The sequence below is a fragment of the Enterococcus termitis genome (genome assembly GCF_001730305.1).
Lineage (GTDB): Bacteria > Bacillota > Bacilli > Lactobacillales > Enterococcaceae > Enterococcus_L > Enterococcus_L termitis.
The window spans coordinates 227508-250309 of record NZ_MIJY01000001.1 but is presented as its reverse complement, the minus strand read 5'-3'; the positions used below and the strand labels follow the sequence as shown (position 1 = coordinate 250309).

Below are 22802 nucleotides of genomic sequence, written 5' to 3'. Positions count from 1 at the left end.
TTTACTACTACTGTCTACTATGAGTGTTTTGTGGATGATCTGCAGCTCATAAAAATATTCGCTGTATTTTGCAGCAACGCTTATCTGCAAGAATAAAGGCAGAAGCGAAAGGAGTGGTCAAAATGTTACAAAATTATCGTAAGATCATGGTTGCCGTTGATGGATCAACTGAAGCCGAACTAGCTTTTCAAAAAGCAATGAACGTAGCAATGAGAAATGATGCAGAGTTACTACTTGCCCATGTGATTGATACTCGTGCATTTCAATCTGTTTCATCTTTTGATGGTGTCTTAGCTGAGCAAGCAACCGAAATGGCGAAGCAAACTCTCGAAGGTTATAAAAAACAAGCAAAGGAACATGGCTGTGAGAAGGTTTCTAGTATTATCGAATACGGCTCACCGAAACCTTGGATTGCAAAGCAAATTCCTGAAGATCAAGACGTTGACCTAATTATGTTGGGAGCTACGGGTCTTAATGCTGTGGAACGATTATTTATAGGTTCTGTTTCTGAATATGTTATCCGTCATGCTGCTTGTGATGTGTTAGTAGTAAGAACAGATTTAGAAAATAAAGTTCCTGTAGATCAGGATGATAAATAATTATCAGAATAAAAAATACCACTCGATAGCAAATCGAGTGGTATTTTTTATTATTTTCTTAAACGTTCAACATCACGTGCAATCATTAATTCTTCGTCTGTCGGAATCAATAATACTTTCACTTTAGAATCATCTGTTGAGATAACTGATTCTTTTCCACGAACATCGTTTTTAGCAGCGTCTAATTCACAACCGAACCAAGTCATGCCCTTGATTACTTCGCTACGAACGTGTGAATCATTTTCGCCAATACCAGCTGTGAAGACGATAGCATCAACACCATTTAATACTGTTACATAACTACCGATGTATTTACGGATACGGTCAGTAAAGATATCATAAGCTACTTGAACGGCTTCTTTGTCCATGTTTGCTTCTAAATCACGCATGTCACTAGAAATGCCTGTCAAACCAAGTAAACCAGATTGTTTATTTAAAATGTTGATCATATCTTTGATATCAGTTAGTTCAAGTTTTTCCATTAAATAAGCTAACAATGAAGGATCGATATCACCAGAACGAGTGCCCATAGTTACTCCGGCAAGTGGTGTGAAGCCCATTGATGTATCTACAGATTTACCACCATCGATCGCAGTGATTGATGCACCATTTCCTAAATGACAAGTAATGATTTTTAGTTCTTCGATCGGACGATCAAGCATTTCAGCTGCACGATGCGCAACATATTTATGACTTGTACCATGTGCACCGTATTTACGTGCTGCATATTTATCATAGTATTCAGTTGGAATACTGTATAAGAAATTATGTTTTGGCATTGTTGTATGGAAAGCTGTATCAAAAACTGCCACACTGATGATATCAGGTAAAATTTTCTTGAACGCTTTGATTCCCATTGCATTTGCTGGGTTGTGTAAAGGTGCAAGATCAGCTAATTTTTCAATTTTTGCTAAAACATCAGCATCAATAACAACTGAATCTTTGAAGTCTTCCCCACCAGCAACAACACGGTGACCAACACCAGTAATTTCATCGTAAGAAGATAGAATCTTTAATTCGATCAATTTGTCCAACAGCATTTTTACTGCAACATCATGGTCGTTGATATCTACGATTTCTTCATATTTTTCGTCGTTACCATATTTGATTGTAAAGATCGAATCATTTAAACCAATTCGTTCAACGATTCCCTTTGCAACTACTTCTTCGGTTGGCATTTGGTATAATTGCCATTTTAAACTTGAGCTTCCTGCATTGATTGCAATTGTTTTAGACATAATACTCTCCTCTTTATTGGTTGTTTTATTTTAAATTTGAAGACTTCCAAGTCTCAAATTGTTGAAAAAATTGTGTTACTTTCGCTGGATCCTTCAAAGAGCCCAGTTTTGCTACTAAGACCTCTTTGGCCTGTTCACTTTGCACACCTTTATTTTGAACTATTAAAATACTTTTTCTTGACTGAACAGATTTGAATAGTTCATCAGGCAGTTGAATCATTCCTTGTAAATAAACATTTTTTTGCAACCAATTCTTGAAGAAAGAACTTTGCTCTGTTTCTAAAATATTTGTAGGAATCAAAAACAAACCATAACCGTCTGGCTTAACGTATTTCATCGCTTGTTCCATCAGCAAATGATGAGCGTAGCTATGACCATCTTCTGCAGCTGAATCAAAACCTGCTGCTTTTTCATCATTTGGATAAAAACCAATTGGCAAATCACTTATTGTGACATCCACCGGATCGATCAAAAGATCTTGTAAGCCGTCTTGATGAAACAGTTGAATTGACGCCTGTGTCCACTCATTATTTGTCGCAGAAACTGCTAACAAAGTGTCATCGATATCTACACCGAAACCTTGGACATTAAAGTTAGCTAACTTTAAATTGAGTAAGACTGTCAATAAAAGATTGCCCATGCCTGTAGCAATGTCTAGTACCTTTAATGATTGCTTTGTATTGTATAATTGTTCGATCAGAAAAACGAACAAAAAACCTATACTATCTGGTGTCAATTGATGATTGGCTTGTAAAGGCTCAGCTTTATTTCCTTTTAACAGGATCAACTGAGACAAACGTCTAATTTCTTCGGAATCTAATTCGATTGCTTGTAATTGTTGATAAATGGTTTTTAGTTGTTGAACCGTCTGCTCATCCGGCACGCCATCAAGGACACGCACCTGGTAAGCATCAATAATATTTTCACCATTTTCAATATACGCATCTAAAAAAGAAGTGTCTAAGGATCGTTGAAGTAATTGGATCGATTGCTCCATTAATCCGAAAGCCTTTTCTATTTTCTCAGAGAACAAAAATAACACCTCTATTTCCATCTATAGTATAACAATTTTCATACCTGTTCTATTTTAACGAAAAAAGAAGTAATAATCAATCAATTTCCCAACAATATTTAGAAAAGCTTGTTCTGTTCCTGTTTTTTTGTTATTTGCTCTTCATCATTTTAAACAAAGTAAAATGAAGCTATACGCCTGTATCAGTTTTTTTCGCCATAGTTTGATACACATTTCACAAAAATTAAAATTAGGTCACTTATCCTTAAGCTCATCTGACTCTTGTTTAGGTTGATAAAATTCATGAAATGTATAGCTTTTCTGATTGATGAAAATCGTACAGATTATTGTTTTTTGATCATATTCATAGGTTAACCGCCCTGATGAAAAGTCTTGATATCCTTCTTTATCAATCATTTTCTTGCTTTGTTTTATTTCTGAAATAAATATACTAACCATTGTTTTTGCAATATAATATTCCTTGCTCTTTTGTGTAAACTGCTGCGTCAACTTAAATTCTTCCAGTACCAATGTAAAAAGAGAGCTAAAAAGAAAGAGAAAGAGGATAGTAGTCAGTAATATACCGCCTTTGTAGTTATTCTTCGCTTTTACGACCGATTTCCCATTTGGCAGTATATTCTTTTTCATTTTCAAAAATTGCGGTAATGACGACAAAATATCCCTCCTTTTGAAATGTCACATGGTGAACGCCGATCAATAGTGGCTGGTAGCCTCCATTTTCTACCTTGACGATTTTGCCTCGTTTATATTCTATCCAAATATCTCTATCCTTTTTTGGGTTTCTATAAATAATTTTATTGCCTTGTATTTCTTTATACTCACAATCAAGCAGTTCATTTTCCAATTGAATAACAAAAACATGCCATTCTTTTTCCTTTTCACTTTTTAATATCCTTGACACAACAGCTGTATTCTTTACCAGTGCAGAAAAAAGAAGACAGATGATCCCCAGTATAAATAAAGCTAAAATACATTCGATTAAAGTGAATCCTGTATGATTGCTATTTTTTCTCAAGTATAAATCTTTCATCACCATCCGTAATCTCCACTTTGACTATTTTGTCTTTTGTTTTATGCATATAAAGTGAGTACTCTTTATTGTTTGTCCAAATCGTTTTTTGCAGAACTCCTTCATGATGTTCATATTGCGTCATTTCTTCATACAAAATCCGATGCATTGCTAATTGATCGATCGACTTCGTCTTCTTCATCAGTACAAAGGTGTTCAAAGACATAAAGCTACCAATAAGAATACTCATAATCCCTAGAGAAATTAAGCTTTCAAACAGGATATAGCCTTTATAATTGAGTGATTTTTTTAACATAGCGACCACTTCCTAATTGAAATTGAAATTCGATCAGCTGCTTTTTTTCTGTCCAAAAATAGGCGAATTTTGCTAATCTTCCATTATTTCCAGACATGCTTTTAAAAACAATTTTGTCTGGACCACTAGCTTTTAACGTTGTCGGAATCGGTAGCTGTATGTTCTCTATATCTGAAAGAACAAACTGAAGCTGCTGCTCCTGTTCATCAAATATAATTTGTGTATCTTGCATCGTTACTATTGCCATTTGCTGAGTCAACAACAGATGTTTTTCAAATGTTGATAAGAATTGCTCCAACTCTATTCCTTGTTGCCAACGATTAATTGAAAGGGTTGGCAGCAATAGAAACGTCGTACAAGCGAACACTACGATCAATGATTCAACCAACGTAAATCCCTTCATTGTCCCTAATTTCATTTTTTGCTTGCCTGATATTTTTCGTATTGTTCTTGACTGATATATTGTTCTTTGACTAATTGTTCCACAGTTGGAGTCTGATTTTTCTCCATGACATATAATTCTGTTTGTGTTTCTATGATTTTTATAATCGCCTCATTTCCTTTTTGATCCACGCCGTCTTTATGCTTAGACAGGTTTGGTACAAATAATAAAATCAGAACAGAGATGATCAACAAGACAACCAACATTTCTAATAATGTAAATCCGCTATAATTCATTTTTTTATTTCTCATTCTCATAAATACTCCTCCATTCCTCCATAGATTGGTAATAACATCGCCGCATAGATACTAACGACTAATATTGCAACAACTAAAAAAACAACTGGCTGTATCCATTGAATCATTTTTTCTATCCGTTTAAAAAATCGTTGCCAACATAATTCACTATATAAGATCAACTCTTTGCCTAAATTCCCTTTGACTTCCCCTTGTTGGATGATTAATGCCAATTCAGACGAAAAAAATGAAAACTCTGGTAATTGAGTGTAGAAGCTATTTCCTAACAAGGTTTGCTGTTCAATTTGCTCTGCCAACTCGCTCATCAATGATTGCTGTTTAGCTGTTCGCATCAATTGAAGTACACTTTTAATTTCTAACCCTTGAGCAAATAATTTCCCCCATTCAAGCGCAAAAAAGGCCGAACAATATTCTCTGTATAACTTACCTATTATCGGAAGCTTAGAAAAAAACATGGCTTTTTCTAAGAAAGTTTGCTTCCTAAAATAAAGATAGAACAAGCTCAGCATCAAGCTTAAACAGACTAAAAAGCCAAGCAAATAATATGGACTTTGCTGAATAAATTGAATGCCTAGATTGCCACTCTGAATGGTTCCATTCATCATCAATTGTGGTAATAAAATTTGACGAATACTAATTAACACCACAAATAGAAAAAGTAGTAACAGCAACGGGTAGCTTAACACTTTATATAAATTTTGCTGCTGTTTATCTGTGAGAGTCATATGCTGATTGATTTTGGCTAAGGTTCCAGATAAATCTCCGTGAGATTGAGCAAATTCAATTTGAGTAATAATAGTTGTTTTGACTCCAAGATGAGCTAGACCTGTAAACAATTGTTCACCTTGTTCCATAATCGAAATCAAAAAATTGATTGTCGTTTCAGAAATCGAACGAGATTTCTTCATAAAAAGTAAGCTTTCTTGGATCGTAAAGCCATTTTTTAATAGATCTGCAAGTAGCTGAATAAATAGCCGTTGTTGGCTTTTGGATAACTTATTGCTCTTTTTCTTCTTCAAATGTTTGATCATCAATAAAACCATATGCCCACACCTTTCTTAATTCATTGCGCCAGTTAGAAGATTTTTCTCTAGAAAAATCATAGTCCATAAGTAAACCACTGACTCCTTGCGCTCTCATTCCTTTAGCAATCAGTAGGCGCTGATAGATTACCCCTGTAATACAGTCAGCAGCCTCTCTTTGTTGTACACCAAGTTCATTCAATCGCTCATAAACACCATTGATACTTCGTGCGTGGATCGTTGCAAACACTGTATGTCCTGTTAAAGCTGCCCGGATTGCTGCTTGAGCCGTTAGACCATCACGTATTTCACCAATGATCAAGATATCTGGTCGATGTCGTAAACAGGCTTTGATCAAAGCGTCATAGGTTAGTTCGATCTTGTCATTCGTCTGTAATTGAAGAAACTCCTTCTCTTCTATCTCCACCGGATCTTCTATAGTAATAACCTGTTGAAAACAATCCGTTTCTTTTGCCAGTTTGTACATCAAGGTTGTTTTTCCAGACCCCACTGGACCACAAAACAAATGCAAGCCTTTTTTATGGATTTGTTTGCGTATAACAGCTAATTGTTTGGGCAAAAAATAATTTTCTTCACTAGTGCCAAATTGATGCAGAAAACGAATCACTAGACTTTCTCTTTGACGAAAATCACCAACTGTTGATAAGCGTAACCGAACTTCTTTCTTATCAATCTTATAGGTAGCCGCTCCAACTTGTGCTTTACGTTTTTCACCAATATCCATACGTCCAACAAATTTAAAATGACGGATCAATTTCTCTCCTTCTGATTCAGCAAGCTCCTTAAACATGATCCTCTTATGACCCTTTCTGGCAAAAACTTGTACTGTCCGTTCTACTGGTAAAATATAAATATCTTGAACCCTTTGCGCTATCCCCCATTCAATTAAATTTAGAGAAAATAACTTGATATCCATTGGCTTCCCTCCTTATCTGTAATATACGCAAGAAAAACTAAAAATTATCAAAAAAAAAGCCAAAGAACACAATTTAATGTTTGGTCCCTGACTCAAAAAACTGATTATTTATAAAATTTACTGTGATAAAAAAGAACAAAAAAAACTGTAAATGTCTAAAAACAACATCTACAGCTTATCAAGAGTTCTGATGCACTATCTTCCCCAAAATAGTTTATCGATTTGATATACCCATTATACTAAAAAAATCGACCGAATAACTTTCAGAAATTATGAATTTTATTAAAATTTTTGAGAAAAATGAACTTCTGCTTAAAAGGGTTAAGCAGAAGTTCATGCTTTGTTATGTAACAAAGACTTAGATCTTCCTTATTATACCAAAGAATTCACGATTGTTTTATCAATTTTTTGATAATAAGAAGGAAATTATTGACAAAACAATTTTTTTTAATTCATTTATTCTTTATGCTTCTTATTAATATAATAAACTGGAACACCCAATAACGTAATTCCGATACCGATACTTGCTAAAATAGTTTGTGTCAATAAGGTGGTGATTAAAATAAACAACCCACCAATGATGGCAATGATCGGCACGACTGGATAAAAGGGAACTTTATATGGTCGTAATAATTCAGGTTCTTTTTTTCTTAGAATGAACACAGCCGCAAAAATCAAAATACTAAACAGCCACATCACAAAAACCAACATATCTGTGAGTAAATCAAACGTTCCTAAGCTCATCATGATAGCCGCAATACAAAATTGAAATAGTCCAGCTACATAAGGTACTACAAATCTATTAGACAACTTTTGAAATTGCTTACTGAAAGGAATCATCCCCTCCAGCGCTAATGCATAAGGAACACGAATTCCTGTCATTGTGTAACCGTTCAATGCGCCATAAACTGAAATCAAAATACCGATCGTTACTATTTTACCACCAACTGAACCAAAGATTTGACCGGCTGCTTCTGATGCAGCATTCAAATTCCCTGAAATTTGCTCTATCGGCAAGGTTTTAAGAAATACAAAATTGATCAGTACATAGACAACGGTAATAAAGCTCAATCCTAAAAAAATAGCTTTGGGTAAGTCTTTTTCCGGTCTTTTCATTTCGCCTGCAACTGCTCCTACACCTAACCAGCCATCGTAAGCAAACATTGTTGCTAATAAAGAACCACTCAACGCTTGTATAAACCCGCTATTTCCACCTGCTCGAACTGGAAATAATGAGACTTCACTAACCGCTGGCATAAACAAACCCACAATTACAATCAATGCAATAGGAATCATTTTAATAATCAAGGTAAACGACTGCAATCTCGAAGCCAATCTAGTTCCTAGTAAATTAACAACTGTCACACTTAATCCTGTAACAACAGCTATTGGCAAAAGAAAGCTATCAGACAAATGAAATAAATGAAGAAACTGTGTACTGAAAATAATCGACAAAGCGGCAATATTGGCTGGAAAATAAATGACACTTTGAGCCCAACCCAATAAAAATCCTGGAAGCTTTCCATATGTATATTCAATATATTTAACTGCTCCACCAGTTTTTGGAATAGCTGTTGCCAGTTCCGCGCTGGTCAAACCAGCACATAAAGTTAAGAATCCACCCAATATCCAGGCAAAAATCGTCAAGCTTGATGACTGAGCAAAACTCACCACACTTGCTGTTTTAAAGAAGACACCGGCTCCAATGACCGTTCCCATCACTGTTGAAAAAGCGCCGAATAATGAAATCTCCCGCTTTAATCGATTTTCTTCCATAATCATCCTCTTTCCTTTTTTTTACGTTATTTTCTAGTATAGCTGTTCTTCATTTAAATTCAAGTGCTTAAAGTAATACTTAGAGATAAAAAAGCGAGAGCGGGACAAAACTAAAAATCCGTTTTGTTTCGCTCTCTAAGCCCGAATATGCGGCGAGAAAAAAGCAGCTCCTTCTTATTTCTTGGAGCTAAACACTTTTGTCTCTGCCTCAATGGATAATGAGTTATCCTTGCCCATAATAGGCATTGACCCCATGTTTACGAAAGAAATGTTTATCTAATAAATATTGTGGAATTGGACAAATATCTTTGTTTACGAGTTCTGTCACTTCTGCCATTTCAGCGATTTCGTCTAAAACAATGCTATTTTCTACTGCTTTTTGCGGTGTTTCTCCCCATGTAAATGGTCCATGCCCATAGACTAATACTCCTGGCACAGCTAAGGGGTCGATCTTTTCTTTAGTAAATGTTTCAATGATCACTTTCCCAGTCTCAAATTCGTAAGCTGAAGCTACTTCTTCAAAAGTCAATTGCCTTGTACAGGGAACAACGCCATAAAAGGTGTCTGCATGTGTCGTTCCATATGCTGGAATACCTCGACCTGCTTGAGCCCACATCACTGCATTTTTTGAATGCGTATGTACGACTGCATTGATCTCTTTAAAAGCCTTATACAACGCCAAATGTGTTGCAAGATCAGATGAGGGTTTCATTTTTCCTGCTACTATTTTACCGTCCAGATCAGTAACAACCATATCATCAGCTTTCATATGGCTATATGGAACACCGCTAGGCTTGATCACGACTACCCCTGCTTCTCGATTGACCTCACTGACATTCCCCCATGTCAATTTCACTAAACCAGCTTCTGGTAATGCTAAATTCGCAGCAAAAACTCGTTCTTTCATCTCTTTAATTAATTGCTTATCCATTCTAATAACCAGCCTCCTTTAAATATGGGAGTAAAAATGCTTTTGCCTGCTTGATGGCTAATTCCGGGTTTTCACTTGTTTCACTCCACATTTCGATCAAAAAAGGACCATTGTATTCTAAACGCTTCAATACTTTTAAACAGCCAAGAAAATCAACACAGCCGCTGCCGAAAGGGACTTCTTTAAACTTTCCAGGAAACGTGTCCGTAACAGCCAAAGTATCTTTTAGGTGGATAGAAGAAATCTGATCGATCCCAAGTTCTAATTCATAACCGATATCATTTTCAGGCCAAGCAGACAAATTTCCTAAATCTGGATAAACCTGTAAATAGGGGGAATGGATTTGCTCTTTGATCTTAAGAAATTTAGAAATCGAATTGATAAAAGGATCATCCATGATTTCGATGGACAGCACAACCTCTTTAGCGGCTGCCATCGCTACTGCTTTTTTTAGATTTTCGATAAAAAATGCTCTTGAAGTGACCGTTTTTTCTTCATAATACACATCATAACCAGCCAATTGAATGGTGCGAACACCAAGATCAGAGGCCAAGTCGATTGCTTTTTCCATCAAATCAAGCGCTTGAGAACGTTTTTGCTCATCTTTTGATCCAAATGGAAAACGTCGATGACCACTTAAACAAATAGAGAGTATCTTAACGCCTGTTTCATCAATTGCTTCTCTGATTTCTCTACGCTCATCTTTTGACCAATCCAATCGCTTCAGTCGTTCATCCGTTTCGTCAATCGACATTTCTACAAAATCAAACGCTAGTTTTTTTGCAAGCACTAAACGCTCATGCCAACTGATATTTTTTGGGAGTGCTTTTTCATAAATACCTAGTGTCGTCATTCACTCTACCCCCAGATACGCTTGATTTCTGCCTGAAATTCTAGCGCTGCTTGTTTAGGGTTCTCTGCTCCAGTGATCCCGCGCCCCGTAATGAAGGTAAATACGTCTATTCCTTCGAATAACTTTAAGGTCTCAATGGTCAAACCGCCTGTGACAGAAACACGGAAACCCATTTCGATCAATTTTTTTACTTTTACTAAATCTTTTTCGCCCCATGTTTCACCAGCAAAAAGTGCATCACGACTTTGGTGATATATAGCTTGAGAAATACCAGCATCCAGCCATTTTTGTGCTTGATCGTATGTCCAGTCACCATATAATTCTACTTGAATTTCCTCCACTTCTTTTGCAGCTGCTGCCATCGTTGGAATCGTTGCACAACAAATCACAGTCATCCAGTCTGCTCCAGCCAGACGGCAATTAGCGGCTACGGTTCCACCAGCATCTGCACATTTAGTATCTGCTACTATCTTTTTATTTGGATACAATGCTCGGATACAACGAATTGCCTCTTCTCCTGCCTGTAAACATAAAATTGTTCCTACTTCCAAAATATCCACTATCTCGCCTACCGCACTGACGTCTTTCAATGCATTCGGCAAATCAGAATGATCCAAAGCTATTTGTAAATTTGGTCTACTCATCTATTTTTCTCCTTCATTTAAATCTATTGAGAGGTTGGGTCAAACGTATTTAACTCCGAGAAGCAAGTCCTTCAATTCTTGGTACTTTAGCAGTTAGAAGTTTGCTAGCTTCGCTTTGTTCTTTGAATACTAGTGAAACTTTATGCGTTAGCTGATGTGCTCGAAGCACAACATAGGTTTTGCTTTTGTTTCTATCGTTTATTCGGATTCCGCATAAGTGGAATAGGACTCACAGAATTAGGTTCCACTCACCCAACCTCATAGAAAACAAGAAACTTTTTTGTTAGTTCTTCCTCAACTCTTTATTTCATAATCATTCAGTGTGATTCTGCTACTTATATTTCGCTGCCAACTCTGTTTCTTGTACACGTTCACTGATTTCTTTAGCAGACATCACATTTTTAACTCCTATAACTGTGATTCCTTTTTTCTTGGCATCTTCAAACATGTTCAAAAAATTCATTGGACAAAAAACAACATCATATTGTCCCGCCGTACTTTTCCCTTCTGAAATAGCACAGTGATGAATGTTGGTGATCGTAAAACCTAACTCCTTCAACGCTTTTTCTACACTTTTTTTCATCATCAAACTAGTTCCAGAACCATTTGCACACGATACTAATACTCTCATTTTAATTCCCTCCTAAATTTTAACCTCTAGTGAGCCTACTTACTCTCTATAAAACAGAATTTGCTTTTCAAAAAATTTCAATCCGCATAGCTCAATTATTATTAAGCGCTTTTAGCTGTCATTTGTTTTACATATTCATCGTAATCTTCAGCAATCAAGAAATACCCTTTTGGATTTGCTCGATATTGTAACTGCGGAATTGCTAAAAGTGCAACAACGACTAACGCAATACCAAAATAGCCTAGATATTTCATTACTATTGTCATGATCGGCCATACAGTTGCCCAGTCAAACATGCCAATATATCCACCATATTGAGAAAGTCCTATGAAAGTAGCAATCAGTGCCGAACCTAATACTTGGATTATGCCTGAAATAAATGGGAACAGACATGCTGCTTTAAATCCACCACGATTATTTGCGTACACAGCAATAACTGCATTATCAAAAAACAAGGGAATAAAACCAGCAATCACGACCGTCGGTGACTTGAATAAAATCAATAAACCAATCGTAATAAATTGACCTAAAGCTCCGAATAAAAAGCCGATCGTTACCGCATTTGGTGAACCAAAACCAAAAGTCGCTGCTACATCGATACCTGGAACAGCTCCCGGAAGTAGTGTATTAGAAATTCCTTGAAAAGATTCGGTCAACTCAGATACAAACGTCCGGACCCCCAATTGTAGAATCGCTAAATATACAGCAAAATACAACGCGGTTTGTAGAATGTAGAAGAAGAAACTTTGTCTCTCAACCATAAAACCTGCTTCGATCAGATATGCCGGACCCAACACAATCAAAATAATCCCAAAGAAAAATAACATTAAAATAGAGGTAGCCACCATATTTTCATTAAAAATCGATAGAAATCCTGGAAGCTGTACATCTTCCAACTTGCGATTGTTTTTATCTTTTTTCATTTTTTCTGCAAGCCGGGCAAAAATATAAACACCAAACATCTGCTGATGTGCAATCGCAAATCCAGCACCTTCTGTTAAATCCTGTGTGATATCAACAGTTAGATTAGAACCTACAGCCCAATAACAGCCTAAAATAAGTCCCATGATCAATAGAATAGGAAGCTGTCCTAGACTCGGAAAACAGAATAATAAAATCCAAAACGCCGTAGCAGCCTGCTGAATTTGAACATTCCCTGTAGTAAAAACAGCACGCAGTTTGGTATATTTTTTAAATCGGACTAACAATATATTCATTACAAAAGCAATCAACAATAAAATCATCGTATCGCTAAACGTTCTGCCAAATGTTTCTTCGATCCCAGCCGTGACTGCATTTTGACCAAAATAAGGATCGATTACCATTGCATCTAAATCAAAACGCTCTTTTAAACCAACTAAGATCGGACGGAAATTATTGACCAAACCGCCGGAACCCACTGTCAAAATCAAATAACCTACCGTTGCTTTTAAAAAACCAGCAATGCTTTCATACAATGGTTTCTTCAACAAGATATACCCTAAAAGAACAATAAATCCAATCAAAAATGCTGGCTGCGTCAATATGTTTGCTGCAAAATAATCCCAGATCCCCAACAGAAAATCTACTACCTGTTTCATTAACATCCCTTCTTTCTATATATCAAACGTTGTCATCACTTTTTCATAATCCGCCATCGTTTCAATTGTCATCAATGCTTCAATCAAACCTTCTGTCATCAACATCTCAGATAATTTAGAAATATTCTCTACATGCTCCTCACTATTTTTAGCTGCTAATGTGAAAAATAAACGGGCATTTTTTTCCGGATTACCTTCTTCAAAAACAACATCTTGAGCCATTTTGGTAAATGAAATCGCCGTGCCTAAAACACCCTGGCTGTCCTCAGAAGAATGCGGCATTGCCACACCTGGAACGATCACGATATAAGGACCATATTTTTGAACACATGTCACGATCTCTTCCACATACTGCTGAGTGATAATCTCTTTATCCAACAATGTCTGACAACTTTGAACAACAGCTTCCTCCCAAGTTGCCGTACTTTCTTTACAAAATCGAATCAGATCGTTGTCATAAAAATATCTTAGCATTCGTTTTCTCCTCTCCAATTTATTATAAAAATGATGGGAATGGCGTATCATTATCTGTCGTAAACACATCATCAAAACCGCGGTAGAAATTAAATTCGAGATCATCTTTATCATTTGGATAAGTAAACTTACCTCCAACTTGCCAGATAAAAGGCTTAAATTGATAGTTCAGACGATCCTTCTTAAATTTCCAGATCTCAGTAATCTCTTTAGGATCCGCCATAAAATTAGCCCAAATATCATAATGGACTGGTATGACTACTTCGGCATTCAACGATTCAGCCATCCGCAGCATATCAACAGATGTCACCTTATCAGTGATACCACGAGGATTTTCGCCATACGCTCCTAGACAAACATCGATTTTGTATTCATTTCCGTGCTTAGCGAACATATTGGAATAATGAGAATCCCCTGCATGATAAATATTGCCCCCGCTTGTTTCAAATAAATAATTGACCGCAATTTGATCCATATCTTGAGGCATTTTTCCTTTTAAGGTTACTTCCGGATCCTCACAAGTCACTAATGCGGTGCGATCAAAAGCTTCTAGCGCAACGATATCTATATCTTTGACTGTGATACGATCACCTGGTTTTACGATCGTTGTTTTTGCTTCTGGAATCCCCCACTTCAACCAAGTATTCACAACTTCTTTCGGACCAATAAAACGAGCCTCTGGACAATTTTGATGTACGGCTGCTGCGGTGTTGATATCCAAATGATCAGAATGAATGTGTGTAACGACTAACGCATCAACGTCTTTCACCGCAAACGGGTCAATTACAAAAGGCTGCGTCCGCAGATTGGGCTGCATATTTTCACAACCACTCATTCGCATCATCTGGTGTCCTTTTTTCATTTTGCCATTTCCGTGCGACCGTTTACCCGTACCGCACCATAAATCACATAGTATGTTCGTTCCTTCATGTGATTTTAACCAAATACCTGTACAACCTAACCACCACATAGAAACACTACCCGCCGCTACTTGTTCTTGCTCGATTTCTTCATTTAAGTAAGTTCCCCATTCTGGAAATGTACTTAATATCCAGCTTTCTTTTGTTACATCATGAATTGTTGCCATAAGATCCCTCCAAATTTTCTCAATCTCGTTTACACTTTTCATTCTACAATATTTTAAACCGTTTTCAATCTATTTTTAAGACCGTTTCTTTATTTTAAGATCGTTTAAATAGATAAAACAAAAATAAGACCATTTTTTATGTTCATATAGTTTCTTATATGATATAGTTACGTAGAGGTGATAGAGATGAAAATGGTGATTTGGCGAAGTTTTTATTATGGAAAAAAGATATTCATTTGGTTGATTTATTTATTGTTTGCATTCTATATTTATTCATTGGTTCTTTCCTCTGAAGCACTTGGCGCTCGGTTGTTTTTTGGCTGTATAGGTGTGGCTGTTTTAGGTATCGTTTGTCTGTTTGAGTATTTAAAAATTCTATACGATCAAATGATTTATGCATTAAATGTAAGCTGTGATTTAAAAAAAGCGGTTCAGATAAAAGAGCATTTGAAGAAAAAAGATTTGTTTAATGGCTTTAAACAGTCTATTATTATTTTTGATAGCTTACTTTTGCTGGATACTGGAAATTACACAGATTGCTTAGATCATTTACATAAGCATCGAAAGTTCTTTCACGGAACGTTGGATTACCTCTTCATTTATTATCATACGCAAATGTACTGCTATTATTTTTTAAAAGATGAAAAAAATTTGACTATTACTCTAGAAAAGCTATTTCAGTTAAAAAATGGACAAAAAAAGCAGCCACAAGGATTATTTTCATGGCATGAAATTTCAGGTATGCGTTATTTTCATCAAAAAAGAAATCAAAAGTGCTTGCAGGAACTCGCACTGATCGATACTGCCCGTTTAAACAATCGGGAATTGACTTATCTTTTGCATCTGAAAGGGCAGTGTTTATTAGAGCTAAACCAACAAACGGAAGGACATCGTTTATTGAAACAAGCCCGAGCGATCGGAAATACGCTTGCAGTTGTTCAAGTGATATAGAGTGGAGGAAATAAAATGAAGAGTTCACATACAACAATCAAGGAAAGACGTGACACCTTACTTGACTTGTTACAAGGAAAAACCAGTTTACAGGTCAAAGAAATCAGTCAGTTACTTGATGTTTCGGAGATTACAGTTCGCCGCGATCTTACAGCATTAGAAAAAATGGGCCTGGTTAAACGAGCCCATGGAAAAGCGCAGATCGTTCAAAAAATTGGTACTGAAGATTATAACGAAGAGATTGAAATTTTAAAAAATGCTATTGCCAAAAAAGCCGCAGAATTTGTGAACGACGGCAATACGCTGTTTATCAATACAGGTTCAACAGCTCTATCTTCTTTAAAAAATTTAGAGAATAAACGCGTCACGATCGTCACAAACAACGTAAAAGTTGCTAATCTTGATCATAATCCAAACTCAACAGTCATTTTATCTGGTGGCGAAATCCGTTTTCCTAAGGAAGCTCTGGTTGGAGATATCGCGATCGATTCATTTTCAAAAATGTCATCGGACATTTCGATCATTGGCTGCTCTGGTCTCAGTGTAGAAAATGGCATTACCACTCCTGTTTTACATGAAGCAAAAATCAATTCTTTGATCATTGAACGGACGAACGGTTTAGTCATTGTAGTTGCGGACTATCGAAAAATCGGCTTTTCATCTAACTTTACTAGCGGGCATATTAAGGACATCAATTATTTGATCACAGATACCTTCGCTCCTCCGGAAGTTATTCGAGAAATCGAAAAACAAGGTGTACAAGTTATTCAAGTAGAAGTCTAACTTTCGCATTCTCCTAAACATCACTAATGATCCATGGTATAATCGAGTGAGAAATACATGACTGTTATAAAGCATCTGAAATCGTTTTGGGAGGTAATTTATGCGCATCAAACAATTAGATTACATCATAAAAATCGTCGAGCTAGGGTCAGTCAATGAAGCGGCGAAACATCTCTTCATCACACAGCCTAGTTTATCGAATGCTGTTAAGGAACTAGAGCAGGAAATGGGCATTCAAATTTTTCAGCGAACACAAAAAGGCATGATTTTAACCACAGCTGGCACAGAATTTTTGGCTTATGCTAGACAAATTTTAGAACAAGTGGATCTGCTAGAGGAAAAATACAAAGGAACAGATAAACGACGTCGACTTTTTTCAGTTTCTGCTCAACACTATGCCTTTGCAGTCCATGCATTTGTCCAGTTGATCCGCTCCTATGAAGAAAACGAATATGAATTTACGTTTCGCGAAACACAGACCAACAATATTATTGAAGATGTGAGCACCTTTCATAGTGAATTGGGAATTTTGTATTTAAATGCCTTCAATGAAAAGGTGATTCGTAAGCTGTTGAAGGAAAAGCAATTAACCTTTCATCCGTTGTTTATTGCTAAACCGCATGTTTTTGTGAGTAAAAAAAATCCTTTAGTTGGGAAAAGTTCTGTAACCTTAGCTGATCTAGAAGATTTCCCTTATCTTTCCTTTGAACAAGGACGCGTCAATTCGTTTCATTTTTCTGAAGAAATTTTAAGTACTCTATACCATAAAAAAAGCATTCGCGTCAGTGATCGAGCAACCTTATTCAATTTTTTGATTGGTCTTGATGGTTACACGATCAGTTCTGGTGTATTAAGTCGAGAATTAAACGATGAAAACATTGTTGCGTTACCTTTGGAAGTAGATGAAACGATGGAACTCGGTTGGATTCATCCGATACAAAAACCGCTCTCTCCCATGGCTGAAGAATATTTACATTATTTAAAAGAACATATTATTGATTATGGTTTTACAATTATCGAAGAAGCATAAAAACCCCATAGTAAAATCTGACTGATTTTACTATGGGGTTTATTAACATGTTTTTGGAGAGCTAAACGCTTTTCTCAGCTTTTCTTTCGGGCTAGCTTAGTAAAGCAGCTCCTGGCAAAGTAGACAATTTTTTCTTGGAACATAAACCGTTCCATTTCAAAATTCCTAACTTTCTGCAGAGCTAAACGCTTTTCTCAGCTTTTCTTATTTGTTTACTTCTTAATTGTCCACACGCTGCGTCAATATCCGTGCCGTGTTCTTTTCGGATGACACAGTTGATGCCGTTTTTCTTGAGGATATCGTAGAATTTTAGGACGTCAGCTTTGTCACTTCTGCTGTATTGATCGTGTTCGCTAACTGGATTATAAGGAATCAAGTTTACATAGGTCAGTTTCTTTTTATCTTTTAATAAATCAGCTAACTGCTGTGCATGTTCAGGGCGATCATTTACATGATTCAGCATAATATATTCAAAAGTGATGCGACGATTGGTTTTTTCAATATATTCATCAACAGCGCCCATTAATTTTTCAATAGGGAAACTGCGGTTGATCCTCATGATCGATGTCCGAACATCATTGTTTGGCGCATGTAAGGAAATAGCTAAGTTCACTTGTAACCCATTATCTGCAAATTCTTTGATTTTCGGCACTAACCCACTTGTAGAAACTGTGATATGACGTGCACCGATTGCTAATCCTTTGGCATCATTGATCGTATGTAAGAAGTTCATTAAATTATTGTAATTATCAAATGGCTCACCAATTCCCATAACGACTACATGACTTACACGTTCATCTTGTCCGCGTTGATCAAAGTAATGCTGTACCAGCATGATTTGGGCTACGATTTCTCCTGCTGTTAAATCACGTTGTTTCTTTAATAGGCCGCTTGCGCAAAACGTACAACCAATATTACAGCCGACTTGTGTTGTCACACAGACAGATAGACCATATTCTTGGCGCATCAGCACTGTTTCAATCATATTTTTATCAGGCAATTCAAATAAATATTTCACTGTGCCATCTTTTGCTTCTTGGATAATCACCTGGCGTAAAGGATTGATGATAAAACTTTCTTCTAATAAGCTGATCATATCTTTTGATAAATTCGTCATTTCTTTAAACGTCGTCACTCGTTTGATATATAGCCATTCCCATACTTGGGTTGCTCGGAACTTTTTCTCGCCATGTTCAATGAACCATGCAATCAGTTCCTCTTTTGTTAAACCGTAAATGGATGCTTTTTCCATTGATTTTCTGCCTCATTTCTTCTAAACATTCGCTTCATACTATAACTTATTGTCCGAGATTTGTCTATAAGCGACTGAAAGGAAGAGCGGATAAATAAAAGAGAATGAGCCAAAAGTCGATTTTTCTCCAATTGCCGAAGAACCTGCCTTTTGGCCAGCGTTTTTTACGTTTTAGAGAGCAAAACAAAACGAAGAATCAGTTTTGTTTTGCTCTCTATGTTTTTTATGCTTGAACTAAATGATACACTTTTTTAAAATAGAAGATTCGTGCAATCAAATAATAAATCATTTGAATCAAGATAAACACACCTAAAACCTGCCAACCTGCTATCTGCATGCCTTGATCAAACATATGATACATCGCTGTTAATGCAACGGCACCATGTATCACAGAAATAATGATCGGAGTAAAAAAGAGAATACCGACTTGCTGATAAATCATTTTCTTCAGTTCTTTTTTTGCCAAGCCCATCTTATAGATCATTTTGAATTTTTCTACGTCGACATCCATATCACTATATAATCTGAAATAAAGGAAGCTTCCAGCTGAAACAAAGAAAACAATTCCGATAAAGATTCCAACGAATAAAACAGGTGCATATTCATCAGTCATCATTTGTTTAGAGTAACTTTTAGCCATGAAAGGCATGTTCTTCTCTTGAAATTTTCCAAGTGAAACTAATTCATCATAGCTCATTCCTTTGGGCTGCCAAACAGTCGTAATTACATTCTCCATCGTCTGTAGATTTGTGTCATCTGGTACTACGACCTTTGTTCCAAAAACAGGAACGACCGCTGTTTTTTCTTGATCCACTACAGCCAACGTTGAGCCGTCTGATAAATGTACGTCGTCAACTGTGACATTTTCTGCGCCCATTGTACTTATCGGCAATAATTGAACTGCTTTTCCTGCTGTTTTGATTGCGGGCTTATTTATTATTTTTGCCAAGCGATTATAATCAGCTTCTTTGATCAAATTAACATTGTCAGCATTTGTAAACTCAGTTAATTCACCTTCGTCTACATTGATTCCTTTCTCTGATAAAAGCTGTGAAAAACGTTGACTTATTGGAGCAGTCTCTTCTGCTGTCCCTGTTATTTGAAATTCATAGGGCTGCTGATTCATAGCGTTTAAAAGCATATTTTGAAAACCATATAAAGTGCCGATTGCCGCAAATGCTACGGTCGAAATAATGGATACTAAGAAAAACGAGCGCGCATTATCTTTCATTCGGAACGCTAAATCAGAAAAAACAACCATATTCGTTTTCTTCCAAAAAATCGACTGTTTCTTTTTCAATCTTTCAATGATCGACACACTTAACTGATTGAATAAAAAACGCGTTCCCACAACAACTAAGAAAATAACCGGTATCATCACTACTGGTACGAGCATCCCTTTGACGATCAGCGCAACTGCATAGCCAATCCCAATCAATAAAATTGCTAAAAATGCTTTCCAGCGAGAATTTTTGATTGTTCCTTTCCCCAGATCGCCAGCTTTTAATAATTCCTGTAACCTTAATTTAGGTAAACGAAATTGAATGAAAAATGAGATGGCTAAAAACAAAATACTAAAGGAAATCAGCGTCAATCCTAATGCTTGAATAGGAAAATAAAAACCAAAATTAACATGCATCAGTTGTTTACTCAACCATAATATCACTTGTGAAAAACCGATTCCTGCAATACTTCCAATAATCGTGGCAAAAAAGCCGATGACTAGATTTTCAATAAAAATCATCTTTTTCAATTGCTTGGGACTCATTCCCTGAATCATCAATAAACCAAATTCTTTTTTTCTAGATTGAATGAAAACATCCATCGAATATAAGACAAAAAAGAAGGCAAAGCCATAAATGATGATCGCAGCAGCTAACATTCCTGTTCTCGTCTGCCTATTTAAACCATCAGATAGTGAAGGATGAAAAGCAAACACTGTAAAGGTAAAGAAAACCATGACTGAAAAAAGAGTACTTAAGAAATAAGCCATATATAAGTGCTTATTTCTAACCGTATTACGAATAACAAATTGATTAAAATTCACTATTGGCACCTTCAATCTCAGCTAATTTCATCATGACCTCATCATAAAATATCTTTTGATTACCGTTATTTCGGATTTCATCGACTAATTGTCCGTCCTTGATAAATACGATACGTTTACAATAACTAGCCGCTAAAGGATCATGTGTAACCATTAAAATGGTCGCTTTTTCGTTTTCATTCAGCTGCTGCAATAGTCTCATCACATCTTTTGAAGATTTCGTATCTAAGTTTCCAGTTGGTTCATCCGCCAATAAAAGCTGGGGTTGATGGATCATCGCCCGTGCTACTGCAACACGCTGCGCTTGTCCACCTGAAATTTCAGCTATTCTTTTCTTTAATAAGTCTGTGATCCCTAAACGTTCTGATAAACGATTCAATTGGTGCTTCATCACAGAAATTTTTTCTCCATCTAAAGTTAACGGCAATACGATATTTTCCTCAACCGTTAATGTCGGCATCAAATTAAAACTTTGGAAGACAAAGCCTAACTCTCTACGTCTAAATTTGGCAATTTCTTCTTGATTCAGTTGGTTTGGATCTCGACCATTTAATAAAATATGCCCATCTGTCGGCTGATCGATCGTTGCAAGCAAATTCAAAAAAGTACTTTTCCCGCTACCAGAAGGTCCCATGATCCCAATAAATTCACTATCATTCACAGTTAAATTCAATTTTTTTAAGGCTTCATATTTAATTTCGTCTCCATATGTCTTTGATAAATTTTCTACTTGTAACATGTTTATCGCTCCTTTTCTATACTTTGCTAGTTTATGCCATTTATGACTAACGCACCATAGAAAAAAATAACAGATCACTTACACTTTTGTAAGCAATCTGTTATTTACTTAAGCTTCATATTCAATCACATAAGGATGAAGCGCTGTGTTATAAACCGCTTCTGAAAATTCAACGACTTTTCCCGCTGGGTTCACGGATTTTCTAACCCGTTTTAAGCCATTTTTTTCAGTTGTTGCTAGAATCTGTTGCTCTTCTGGAGTCAACGCTACCGTTTGAAAGCTATCTTCAAACTTTAAAATCTCGATGCCATGTTGATCCATTAAGCGATATAAGGATTCATTTTCAAAATCTTCCATTGGAACATCTACCAAACTACTTGGTAAATAGTAATTGAAATAGATATAAGGCTGTTCATCTAAGGTGTATAAACGAGAAAACTTCATGACATGTTCGCCCATGTGTTCATATACAGGCGAATCTGTTGAGAGAGTTACTTTTTCTAAATTCAAAATCTTCTTTGCTACTTTTTGACCAGAATCATTTAGATATTCGGTAAATGTACCCGCTTTCGATAATTTGTTGTAAGGACGGTTGCTTAGTACAGTTGTTCCTTTACCACTCTTTTTTTCTACTAGTTCTTCAGAAGAAAGAAGTTCAATCGCACGTCGCACAGTGATCTTACTTACATCGAATAACTGTTCAAGTTCTGTTTCTGTTGGTAAGAATGATCCCACTGGATAAGTGCCATTCATAATATTCGCTTTGATTTTTTCTGCGACTTCTAAATATAGTACGCTTTTTCTTCTCATATCATCCATCCTTATTTTCTTATTAAGTTTATTGTCACGATTGATTGTTGTCCTCTAATTAAGATTATCCTCATTTTAATCTTATTCACTATTTTATTCAACTTTTGACGAATAAATAATCATTATTTCTTACATTATACCAAAGACCGTTGCTACATGAAACTCATTTAATTGAAAATAGACAGATAAATAAGAAAAATACTCTGGAACAACGCTAAACTCCGTTTTGTTTTGAGATCTGAATCCGTAGAAACAACAAAAAATGCACGAAAATTTGAACAACAATTTCCATGCATTTCTTGCTATTTTTCGGAGCGAAACGCTTTTGTCTCGATCCACTTTTTAAACTAAACAAACAGCG

25 protein-coding genes are annotated in these 22802 nt (G+C 36.1%); 4 read left to right on the top strand and 21 right to left on the bottom strand.

All coding sequences use genetic code 11. The annotated features are described in order from the left end of the window. Positions 1-122 precede the first annotated feature (122 nt). Positions 123-599 (top strand): universal stress protein, encoded by a 477-nt coding sequence (locus tag BCR25_RS01185; protein ID WP_069661773.1) that lies wholly within the window; start codon positions 123-125, stop codon positions 597-599. A gap of 50 nt (positions 600-649) precedes the next feature. Here BCR25_RS01185 and BCR25_RS01180 read toward each other — a convergent pair whose 3' ends face one another. The 17 genes from BCR25_RS01180 to ulaG form a co-directional block, all read right to left on the bottom strand. Further along, positions 650-1837 carry an acetate kinase gene (locus BCR25_RS01180; RefSeq protein WP_069661772.1) on the bottom strand — a complete coding sequence of 396 codons (1188 nt, stop codon included), beginning with the start codon at positions 1835-1837 and terminating at the stop codon, positions 650-652. Between the two features lie 25 nt (positions 1838-1862). Then, positions 1863-2870 (bottom strand): class I SAM-dependent methyltransferase, encoded by a 1008-nt coding sequence (locus BCR25_RS01175; protein WP_083242554.1) that lies wholly within the window; start codon positions 2868-2870, stop codon positions 1863-1865. Between the two features lie 234 nt (positions 2871-3104). Further along, entirely contained in the window at positions 3105-3497 is a 393-nt protein-coding gene (comGG, locus tag BCR25_RS20775) for a competence type IV pilus minor pilin ComGG (protein ID WP_069661770.1), read from the bottom strand. After that, positions 3445-3906, bottom strand: a complete 462-nt coding sequence (gene comGF / locus BCR25_RS01165) for a competence type IV pilus minor pilin ComGF (RefSeq protein ID WP_069661769.1) — start codon at positions 3904-3906, stop codon at positions 3445-3447. Before comGF ends, comGG begins: the two co-directional genes overlap by 53 nt. Continuing rightward, positions 3872-4195: a competence type IV pilus minor pilin ComGE gene (gene comGE, locus BCR25_RS01160; RefSeq protein WP_069661768.1), complete on the bottom strand. Its 324-nt coding sequence runs from the start codon at positions 4193-4195 to the stop codon at positions 3872-3874. Before comGE ends, comGF begins: the two co-directional genes overlap by 35 nt. Further along, entirely contained in the window at positions 4170-4613 is a 444-nt protein-coding gene (gene comGD / locus BCR25_RS01155; RefSeq protein ID WP_083242552.1) for a competence type IV pilus minor pilin ComGD, read from the bottom strand. Before comGD ends, comGE begins: the two co-directional genes overlap by 26 nt. Beyond that, positions 4610-4894, bottom strand: a complete 285-nt coding sequence (comGC, locus tag BCR25_RS01150) for a competence type IV pilus major pilin ComGC (RefSeq protein ID WP_069661767.1) — start codon at positions 4892-4894, stop codon at positions 4610-4612. The genes comGD and comGC overlap by 4 nt, the downstream gene beginning before the upstream one ends. Continuing rightward, positions 4891-5937 carry a competence type IV pilus assembly protein ComGB gene (gene comGB, locus BCR25_RS01145; RefSeq protein WP_069661766.1) on the bottom strand — a complete coding sequence of 349 codons (1047 nt, stop codon included), beginning with the start codon at positions 5935-5937 and terminating at the stop codon, positions 4891-4893. Before comGB ends, comGC begins: the two co-directional genes overlap by 4 nt. Continuing rightward, a complete protein-coding gene (gene comGA, locus BCR25_RS01140; RefSeq protein ID WP_069661765.1) occupies positions 5891-6853 on the bottom strand; it encodes a competence type IV pilus ATPase ComGA in 963 nt (320 codons plus the stop codon). Before comGA ends, comGB begins: the two co-directional genes overlap by 47 nt. Positions 6854-7309: 456 nt before the next feature. After that, positions 7310-8629, bottom strand: a complete 1320-nt coding sequence (locus BCR25_RS01135) for an APC family permease (protein WP_069661764.1) — start codon at positions 8627-8629, stop codon at positions 7310-7312. Positions 8630-8852: 223 nt separating this feature from the next. Then, positions 8853-9560, bottom strand: coding sequence for an L-ribulose-5-phosphate 4-epimerase (locus BCR25_RS01130; protein WP_069661763.1), 708 nt, complete (start codon positions 9558-9560; stop codon positions 8853-8855). 1 nt (position 9561) lies between these two features. Further along, complete coding sequence (locus BCR25_RS01125) at positions 9562-10413, bottom strand: L-ribulose-5-phosphate 3-epimerase (RefSeq protein WP_069661762.1); 852 nt, start codon at positions 10411-10413, stop codon at positions 9562-9564. Between the two features lie 5 nt (positions 10414-10418). Continuing rightward, positions 10419-11057 carry a 3-keto-L-gulonate-6-phosphate decarboxylase UlaD gene (locus BCR25_RS01120; protein ID WP_069661761.1) on the bottom strand — a complete coding sequence of 213 codons (639 nt, stop codon included), beginning with the start codon at positions 11055-11057 and terminating at the stop codon, positions 10419-10421. Between the two features lie 331 nt (positions 11058-11388). Then, positions 11389-11688 carry a PTS sugar transporter subunit IIB gene (locus tag BCR25_RS01115; protein ID WP_069661760.1) on the bottom strand — a complete coding sequence of 100 codons (300 nt, stop codon included), beginning with the start codon at positions 11686-11688 and terminating at the stop codon, positions 11389-11391. A 101-nt stretch (positions 11689-11789) separates the two neighbouring features. Continuing rightward, positions 11790-13268, bottom strand: a complete 1479-nt coding sequence (gene ulaA / locus BCR25_RS01110) for a PTS ascorbate transporter subunit IIC (protein ID WP_069661759.1) — start codon at positions 13266-13268, stop codon at positions 11790-11792. Positions 13269-13283: 15 nt separating this feature from the next. Beyond that, positions 13284-13742: a PTS sugar transporter subunit IIA gene (locus BCR25_RS01105; RefSeq protein ID WP_069661758.1), complete on the bottom strand. Its 459-nt coding sequence runs from the start codon at positions 13740-13742 to the stop codon at positions 13284-13286. Between the two features lie 22 nt (positions 13743-13764). After that, on the bottom strand, positions 13765-14829 hold the full coding sequence (ulaG, locus tag BCR25_RS01100; RefSeq protein WP_069661757.1) for an L-ascorbate 6-phosphate lactonase: 1065 nt from the start codon (positions 14827-14829) through the stop codon (positions 13765-13767). A 186-nt stretch (positions 14830-15015) separates the two neighbouring features. Between ulaG and BCR25_RS01095 the strand changes: the two genes are divergently transcribed. The 3 genes from BCR25_RS01095 to BCR25_RS01085 all read left to right on the top strand — a co-directional run bounded on the left by BCR25_RS01095 (position 15016) and on the right by BCR25_RS01085 (position 17593). Further along, positions 15016-15780, top strand: coding sequence for a hypothetical protein (locus BCR25_RS01095; RefSeq protein WP_069661756.1), 765 nt, complete (start codon positions 15016-15018; stop codon positions 15778-15780). A 15-nt stretch (positions 15781-15795) separates the two neighbouring features. After that, positions 15796-16563, top strand: a complete 768-nt coding sequence (locus BCR25_RS01090; RefSeq protein ID WP_069661755.1) for a DeoR/GlpR family DNA-binding transcription regulator — start codon at positions 15796-15798, stop codon at positions 16561-16563. A gap of 100 nt (positions 16564-16663) precedes the next feature. Continuing rightward, the gene (locus BCR25_RS01085) at positions 16664-17593 is read left to right on the top strand and encodes a LysR family transcriptional regulator (protein ID WP_069661754.1); all 930 of its coding nucleotides are present in this window, start codon (positions 16664-16666) and stop codon (positions 17591-17593) included. A 181-nt stretch (positions 17594-17774) separates the two neighbouring features. On the opposite strand, the gene rlmN is transcribed toward BCR25_RS01085, so the two are convergent. The 4 genes from rlmN to BCR25_RS01065 all read right to left on the bottom strand — a co-directional run bounded on the left by rlmN (position 17775) and on the right by BCR25_RS01065 (position 22441). After that, positions 17775-18845 (bottom strand): dual-specificity RNA methyltransferase RlmN, encoded by a 1071-nt coding sequence (gene rlmN / locus BCR25_RS01080; RefSeq protein WP_069661753.1) that lies wholly within the window; start codon positions 18843-18845, stop codon positions 17775-17777. A 223-nt stretch (positions 18846-19068) separates the two neighbouring features. After that, the gene (locus BCR25_RS01075; RefSeq protein ID WP_069661752.1) at positions 19069-20892 is read right to left on the bottom strand and encodes an ABC transporter permease; all 1824 of its coding nucleotides are present in this window, start codon (positions 20890-20892) and stop codon (positions 19069-19071) included. Further along, positions 20882-21631 (bottom strand): ABC transporter ATP-binding protein, encoded by a 750-nt coding sequence (locus BCR25_RS01070; protein WP_069661751.1) that lies wholly within the window; start codon positions 21629-21631, stop codon positions 20882-20884. The genes BCR25_RS01075 and BCR25_RS01070 overlap by 11 nt, the downstream gene beginning before the upstream one ends. A 108-nt stretch (positions 21632-21739) precedes the next feature. Beyond that, positions 21740-22441, bottom strand: coding sequence for a GntR family transcriptional regulator (locus tag BCR25_RS01065; protein WP_069661750.1), 702 nt, complete (start codon positions 22439-22441; stop codon positions 21740-21742). Positions 22442-22802: the final 361 nt, after the last annotated feature.

Bases quoted from the DNA above. Each gene is read 5' to 3' on its own strand.
- BCR25_RS01130 (WP_069661763.1), bottom strand. From the start codon at position 9,560: ATGGATAAGCAATTAATTAAAGAGATGAAAGAACGAGTTTTTGCTGCG.
- comGG (WP_069661770.1), bottom strand. From the start codon at position 3,497: ATGAAAAAGAATATACTGCCAAATGGGAAATCGGTCGTAAAAGCGAAG.
- comGC (WP_069661767.1), bottom strand. From the start codon at position 4,894: ATGAGAATGAGAAATAAAAAAATGAATTATAGCGGATTTACATTATTA.
- ulaG (WP_069661757.1), bottom strand. From the start codon at position 14,829: ATGGCAACAATTCATGATGTAACAAAAGAAAGCTGGATATTAAGTACA.
- BCR25_RS01125 (WP_069661762.1), bottom strand. From the start codon at position 10,413: ATGACGACACTAGGTATTTATGAAAAAGCACTCCCAAAAAATATCAGT.
- BCR25_RS01090 (WP_069661755.1), top strand. From the start codon at position 15,796: ATGAAGAGTTCACATACAACAATCAAGGAAAGACGTGACACCTTACTT.
- BCR25_RS01065 (WP_069661750.1), bottom strand. From the start codon at position 22,441: ATGAGAAGAAAAAGCGTACTATATTTAGAAGTCGCAGAAAAAATCAAA.
- comGF (WP_069661769.1), bottom strand. From the start codon at position 3,906: ATGGTGATGAAAGATTTATACTTGAGAAAAAATAGCAATCATACAGGA.
- BCR25_RS01135 (WP_069661764.1), bottom strand. From the start codon at position 8,629: ATGGAAGAAAATCGATTAAAGCGGGAGATTTCATTATTCGGCGCTTTT.
- comGB (WP_069661766.1), bottom strand. From the start codon at position 5,937: ATGGTTTTATTGATGATCAAACATTTGAAGAAGAAAAAGAGCAATAAG.
- ulaA (WP_069661759.1), bottom strand. From the start codon at position 13,268: ATGAAACAGGTAGTAGATTTTCTGTTGGGGATCTGGGATTATTTTGCA.
- rlmN (WP_069661753.1), bottom strand. From the start codon at position 18,845: ATGGAAAAAGCATCCATTTACGGTTTAACAAAAGAGGAACTGATTGCA.
- BCR25_RS01095 (WP_069661756.1), top strand. From the start codon at position 15,016: ATGAAAATGGTGATTTGGCGAAGTTTTTATTATGGAAAAAAGATATTC.
- comGD (WP_083242552.1), bottom strand. From the start codon at position 4,613: ATGAAATTAGGGACAATGAAGGGATTTACGTTGGTTGAATCATTGATC.
- BCR25_RS01105 (WP_069661758.1), bottom strand. From the start codon at position 13,742: ATGCTAAGATATTTTTATGACAACGATCTGATTCGATTTTGTAAAGAA.
- BCR25_RS01115 (WP_069661760.1), bottom strand. From the start codon at position 11,688: ATGAGAGTATTAGTATCGTGTGCAAATGGTTCTGGAACTAGTTTGATG.
- BCR25_RS01120 (WP_069661761.1), bottom strand. From the start codon at position 11,057: ATGAGTAGACCAAATTTACAAATAGCTTTGGATCATTCTGATTTGCCG.
- BCR25_RS01180 (WP_069661772.1), bottom strand. From the start codon at position 1,837: ATGTCTAAAACAATTGCAATCAATGCAGGAAGCTCAAGTTTAAAATGG.
- BCR25_RS01070 (WP_069661751.1), bottom strand. From the start codon at position 21,631: ATGTTACAAGTAGAAAATTTATCAAAGACATATGGAGACGAAATTAAA.
- comGA (WP_069661765.1), bottom strand. From the start codon at position 6,853: ATGGATATCAAGTTATTTTCTCTAAATTTAATTGAATGGGGGATAGCG.
- BCR25_RS01185 (WP_069661773.1), top strand. From the start codon at position 123: ATGTTACAAAATTATCGTAAGATCATGGTTGCCGTTGATGGATCAACT.
- BCR25_RS01085 (WP_069661754.1), top strand. From the start codon at position 16,664: ATGCGCATCAAACAATTAGATTACATCATAAAAATCGTCGAGCTAGGG.
- comGE (WP_069661768.1), bottom strand. From the start codon at position 4,195: ATGTTAAAAAAATCACTCAATTATAAAGGCTATATCCTGTTTGAAAGC.